This is a genomic window from Nitrospinota bacterium (genome assembly GCA_035528715.1).
GTDB lineage: Bacteria > JADFOP01 > JADFOP01 > DATKYB01 > DATKYB01 > DATKYB01.
The window spans coordinates 1-5,970 of record DATKYB010000078.1; the positions used below are offsets into that span (position 1 = coordinate 1).

The following is a 5,970-nucleotide window of genomic DNA, read 5'->3' on the forward strand; positions in this document are numbered from 1 at the left end:
ATTGACCCCTGTGGGACATTTTGTTAGGCACTGTTTGCAGTTGATACAATGATCCATTATTTGTTTAATCTGTTTACTCGTTAATTTGTCTATATCCAATTCTCCAGAGATGATTCCGCGCATGACATTGCTCTTGGCCCGTGAACTGCTCTTTTCATCTTTCAATTCCAGATAGATTGGACAGTAAGAGCGGCAAGTCCCGCACCCATGACACTTCTCAATTTCCCTTCGTAGCTCTTCCTTATCAAAGAAGCTTTTTGTCTCCTTCCACCTGTACTCAGCCCCATATCGCAGGTATTTTGTTAATAGGTCTTCGTCTTCTGTTAAAACTTTATCAGGATTTAGAATGCCATTTGGGTCAAAGAGCTTTTTTATCTCTTTCAAGACACCATAGAGTTCACCAAACTGCTTCTTTACAAAATATGCCCTCGATATACCGTCACCATGCTCTCCGCTTATCGTCCCTTGTAATGAAAGAACAAGTTCAAGGGCTTCTCTGGATATATTCTTCATCTTTTCAATATCTTTTGGATCCTTGAGATTGAGGATTGGGTTTGTATGGAGATTGCCGTCGCCAGCATGGCCATAGATATTGGCTGCAACATCATAATTCTTGAATATTCTCTGCAGTCCGGAGATATACTCTGAAAGTCTAGAGGGATGCACAGCCCCATCTTCAATAAAGGCAACCGGTTTTTTCGGTCCCTCTATCTTATTGAGAATGGATGCCGCTGCTTTTCTAATTTTTATGAGCTTTGCCTTATCCCCAGGATTTTTGGCAATGGTTATCTCCCTGGCATAACCGAGTTCTTCTACTATCTTTTCCTTTGCTTTCTTCATCTTCTCTTCGATCTCATCCATAGAATCGCTATCAAACTCAATCAAAACCCCTGCTTCAATATCCTTGGGTAGAAATCTATCCAATTCAGAGTCATTGGACCTGGTTATTTCAAGAAGATTCCTCTCCATTATCTCAGCCATACTGGTTCCTAGCTGTAAGATCTCCCAAATAGCCTTACCAATATTCTCATAGCTATCAAAGATCAATAATGCTGATGAGGTATGTTTTGGAATATCCACTATTCTTAACTTAGCTTCTGTTACAATCCCCAATGTTCCTTCAGATCCAACAATCAGCTTTGATAGGTCTCGATATCCATTAATGACCGTATCCCAGAGATTATATCCACTACAATTTTTTGTAACATAAGGCCTTTTTTCCTCTATAAGGTCTTTGTTTTCCTCTATTAATTTTATAACCTTCTGATATAGCCTCGCCTCTAAATCATCTTTTTCGATAAGAGCCTTATACTCATCGCTGTCAACGCTCAACCTTTTTGTATGGATAATATCTCCATTTACCAAGATAACCTCAAGAGAGAGAACGTGTTCTTTCATAGGACCATATTTTGGACAGTGAGGTCCGCTAGAATTATTAGCCACCATTCCTCCTATAGTAGCCATATCTCCGCTGGAAGGGTCTGGGCCAAGCATCTTTTTGTATCCCTTAAGAATCTCATTCGTTTCCGTATGGGTTATGCCGGGTTGTGCTATCATATAATTTTCTTCTGTATTTATCTCTATGAGTTTGTTCATATACCTTGAGAAATCTATAATGATCCCTGGACCAATTCCCTGACCCGCCCTGCCAGAACCTCCTCCTCTTGCAGTAACAGGAATTTCCTCTTTATTGGCATATTTTAATACGTTTATCACATCATCTTTTGATTTAGGTAAAACGATTAAGAGAGGTCTCATTTTAAATATACTGGCGTCATAGGTATATAAAAACCTATTTATCTCATCTGAGAGAACTTCTCCCTGAACCATTTCTTTCAAGTCTTTAGCAATTTCATCAACCTTTTTCATTAATGATTCCTTTAAATTAAGTTTGTCTCATCTATATATATATCATTCAACAAAAAAATTTTGTAGCATTTCTAAATCTCGTTTGTCAATAAATTTCTAAGATAAAACTCTTTGATTATAAAATCTGACTTTAATCAATTGTCAAACACTTTTTTACTCAATATACAAATATCATGGTTTATCTTTTAGAAATCAAATGAAAACTAGGATGTTTGATTATTAAAAAGATGGTTTTTTATTCGATAAAATAATTGATAGGACTTTTTTCAGGTATTATCTCGACTTATATCTTAACTTTTTTTAGATTATTCATGGCCTTACTTGTCTGGCTACTCTTCATGGAGGATAACTTTTTTGATTCTTCTAGCTTTGAGTATGCCTTCTCAGCAGCCTTTAAGTTGTTTGCAAAACTATCCCCCTCTGATGCATCACGAATCGCCTGTTGTAATGATTTTTCAGACACCAAGCTGAGAAGTTTATTGATGGCACCTACCAGAGGAAATCGAAGCCCTGTATTGTAATCGACTGCAATCTGATTCATATCAAGATTTATGATTCTCTCATCATAATCCTGAAGCGGAATCCTATCCTTGGTATTCAAAAGAATAATCCCATCATTCTTTAAATAGTGGGTAATATCAATCTTCTCAACAATGCCAAATTTTGAGACAACTACCAAATCCCTTTCTGAAACAACAACCATGTCTAAGCGGTAATCCTTAGCTAGTGTATTTATCGGCTTTGTGTCTATTCTTAAGGTAACGGCGTTTGGTCTTCCTCCCCTTAAAAAGTCCCATGGTTCCCTTATCTGTACATATTTGCCTTCAAAAACAGCAGCCTTTGCCAAAATTTTTGCCCCCTCCAAAAAGTTATTCAATATGTAGGGCATCCTTCTTCCATATATTCTAATCTCTTTCATCAATATCTCTCCACATATTATCAATCTCATTTTGAATTGTATTAATATCCTCTTCTGTCAAGAGGCTATATCTCCCCTGGGATTCAAAAAATTCTCTAACCGATATTCTTTGCGAGGGTTTATAGGTTAGAGAAAAGGAACCAGATTCTACTTCATATAGCATCCAAAGGCCTGTCTTAACTGCCAAATTCGCCATCTCTTCTGTCTTTTTAAAATCATAGTCCCATGATATGGGACAGGGAGCCAAGATGTGGATATACTTCATTCCATGAATCTTCATTGCCTTTCTTATCTTAAGCTCTAAATCTTTAACATGAGATATGGATGCTGTTGCTACGTAAGGAATTCTATGAGCCACCATAATTGCAGGTCCGTTCTTCTTAATAAAGGGAGAACCCATCGGGGTTGTTAAGGTTAATGCCTTATTTGGAGAAGTAGAATTGACCTGACCCCCTGTTGCCATAGCTGCTTCATTATCATAGCATATATGGAGAACATTATCATTTCTGGATGCCTGACCCGATAATGCTTGAAACCCGATATCAAGACTCCCGCTATCCCCAGCAATCGTAACAATATTAATGTCTTTCTTGTTTAATGCATCGTAGGCAGCCTTCAACCCTGTACTCACAGCCGGGGCTGACCCAAAGAGAGTATGAACAAAGGGAATCCTGAAAGATGTTTTTTTCTGGGTAGCACTTACATTGGCCATGCAGCTGGCTGGAATTGAAACGACAGTATTCTTACCTAAGACATTAATAATCGTCTTTAGGGCCATAATCCCTCCACAACCCTCACAAAGAGTCCCTTTAATTACGTCTGGGGTAGTATACAATCCCTCTTCTGATACTAACTCCTGCCCTCTTCTTTTATTATTATCAACCATTCTACCTCACTCCCTTCTTAAGCCCAATCCATAAAGGCTTTCCACTATTTAGAGATCCATCTCTGTCTCGTGAAACCCTATTGACTAAATCCTTAATTTGAGGAATGCTAACATCTCTTCCTCCTAAACCAGCGATTGCGCTGTATATTATAGGTTGCCTTTTCATTCCGTAAAGGGAGGACCTCAGTTCATGATAGAGGGACCCTCCTAAACCTGGAGTATTGTTTTTATCGATCACAATAACCTTTTTAGCATCTTTCAAGGCATTTTGTAGTTCCTCCGAAGGAAAAGGCCTAAAGGCCCTGACCTTTACCATTTTGATATCCTTCCCTTTTTCTCTCAATTCCAGAATAACCTGTCTAGCGGTCTTAACCATGGCACCCATAGTTACAATTACAATCTCCCCCTTATCCTCCGGCCAAACCTCTATGGACCCCTTGTAATCCCTCCCAAAAATCTTTTTAAATTCTAAGGCTACATCTTCTATAATCTTCCTACTCTTATCCATTGCCACAGATTGTCGATATCGAAACTCTGTATAATACTGATCACTCGTATTAGGATTAATTGTTATAGGGTTTTCAGGGTCTAAAATCGTCCAGGCAGGTTTTGAGTCTCCCAAAAATCCGTCTACTAAGCTCTGTTCAGGGATTTCAACAGTTTCTAATGTATGAGAATGGATATAGGCCTCATAACAAAACATACCTGGCAGAAGAACATCTTTATGCTCACAGATTTTATATAGCTGAATACAGTTATCTAAGACCTCCTGGATATCTTCACAAAAGAATTGTATCCATCCAGTGCTCTTCTGGGCTAAGGCATCATTGTGATCTGCCAGCCGACAGTGAGGTGCTGAAAGAGAACGATTAACCACTCCCATTACAACAGGAAGCCTCAATCCAGAAATATAAAAGAGATGCTCATGCATATAAGCCAAGCCCTGTGAACTCGTTGCGGTAAAGACCCTTGCGCCCCCTAAAGAAGCACCTGCACATGCTGCAATTGCGCTCTGATCGCACTCCAACTGAACCAGGTTAGCATCTAATTTTTTATCTGCTATGTCCTTTGCAATTCTAGTAAGTACAGGAGCCATTGGAGTTACGGGATAGGTTGGTATGACTTTTGGCCTGCAAAGCCTCGCACCTTCGGCTGCTGCATCGTTACCATTCAATAAATCTATCATTATTTCTGCTTACCTCTCTGTTGATTTTACCTTTTATATAATTTTTTTCAGATATCCTCTAAAACGTCGTGTTTAAACTCAATACCCTATTAATCTATACCTTAATTATCCAATTTACAATTTAAACTGTTTATAATCAACCTAAAAGCGCAGAATTTGTATAGTAAATTTAACTCCTTTTTTGATAAAAAAAGAGGGGTTTTAAAAAACCCCTCTTAAAAATCTCTCGGATTTTTTCTTAGTTATTAGGCTCCAACCCCAAATACCTTGTTCAGGATAACCACTATCGAAAAGATGATGTATACCGCTGAAGCAATCGCTAATCCTACTTTGATAAAGGTGCTTGGTTGAATTTCCTTTGGCAGAAATTTTGTGTTCATAAATAACAGCATCGGACTATAGACCGCCATAGTGAAACCTCCAAGGACCGCACCCATAAGAAATAGGATAAAGGGTTTCGTAGGAATCCAAAGGGCACAGCCAGCAAATACTAACAAGGCGAGAAGAGAAATTGTGTATATTCCCCTCAAGGAATACTTCTCATGTAAGTCTGTATGGGTATAGAGGATCTCTGATATCATTCGAGACCCCAAATCCAAGGCCACCAACTGGGAGCTATACATGATAAAGAAAGACATGGCCAGGAATATAACCCTTCCAAACTCCCCTGCCTTCGAAGCTAACATATTTGCCTGGGTTACAGCTATTTGGGCTCCTTTGGGAACCAAGCCCGCAGGATGCAAAACTTCTAATGCGCCGTGGGCAAGGAGAACTATTCCAACGGTATTGGCAATCCAGAAGTAGATGGTTACATCATTCCTCATTATCTTGTACCACCTATTCCATAGAGCCATATTCTTCTCTGTAGTCTCAAATACATTTCCTGCGGTTGGAACGGGTTCCAATTTACCTGTCAGAGGGCTTGTAACCCTACCAATATGAGAAGCCATCCCCCACTGCTTTTGTTGAACAGCAAAGGTATAGGCGAGGTTTCCCAGACTCCCGGCGCCTGCATAGATAACAGCACCGAACAAGGCAAAAAGGTTGATGCCCGGTGGAATCCACCAATCTCCACCAGCATTAAACATGATACCCTTTGCCATTAACCAT

At 39.3% G+C, this 5,970-nt stretch carries 5 protein-coding genes; all 5 read right to left on the reverse strand.

The features are described 5' to 3' along the window. Nucleotides 1-1,869, reverse strand: a 1,869-nt coding sequence (locus VMW81_06165) for an FAD-linked oxidase C-terminal domain-containing protein (protein HUU50522.1), incomplete at its 3' end; no start/stop codon positions are given. 283 nt (nucleotides 1,870-2,152) lie between these two features. Continuing rightward, on the reverse strand, nucleotides 2,153-2,788 hold the full coding sequence (locus tag VMW81_06170; protein HUU50523.1) for a 2-oxoacid:acceptor oxidoreductase family protein: 636 nt from the start codon (nucleotides 2,786-2,788) through the stop codon (nucleotides 2,153-2,155). Then, nucleotides 2,775-3,674: a thiamine pyrophosphate-dependent enzyme gene (locus VMW81_06175; GenBank protein HUU50524.1), complete on the reverse strand. Its 900-nt coding sequence runs from the start codon at nucleotides 3,672-3,674 to the stop codon at nucleotides 2,775-2,777. Before VMW81_06175 ends, VMW81_06170 begins: the two co-directional genes overlap by 14 nt. Nucleotide 3,675: 1 nt before the next feature. Beyond that, nucleotides 3,676-4,860 carry a transketolase C-terminal domain-containing protein gene (locus tag VMW81_06180; GenBank protein ID HUU50525.1) on the reverse strand — a complete coding sequence of 395 codons (1,185 nt, stop codon included), beginning with the start codon at nucleotides 4,858-4,860 and terminating at the stop codon, nucleotides 3,676-3,678. 245 nt (nucleotides 4,861-5,105) lie between these two features. Further along, nucleotides 5,106-5,970, reverse strand: an 865-nt coding sequence (locus VMW81_06185) for an Nramp family divalent metal transporter (protein HUU50526.1), incomplete at its 5' end; no start/stop codon positions are given.

Bases quoted from the DNA above. Each gene is read 5' to 3' on its own strand.
- VMW81_06170 (HUU50523.1), bottom strand. From the start codon at position 2,788: ATGAAAGAGATTAGAATATATGGAAGAAGGATGCCCTACATATTGAAT.
- VMW81_06175 (HUU50524.1), bottom strand. From the start codon at position 3,674: ATGGTTGATAATAATAAAAGAAGAGGGCAGGAGTTAGTATCAGAAGAG.
- VMW81_06180 (HUU50525.1), bottom strand. From the start codon at position 4,860: ATGATAGATTTATTGAATGGTAACGATGCAGCAGCCGAAGGTGCGAGG.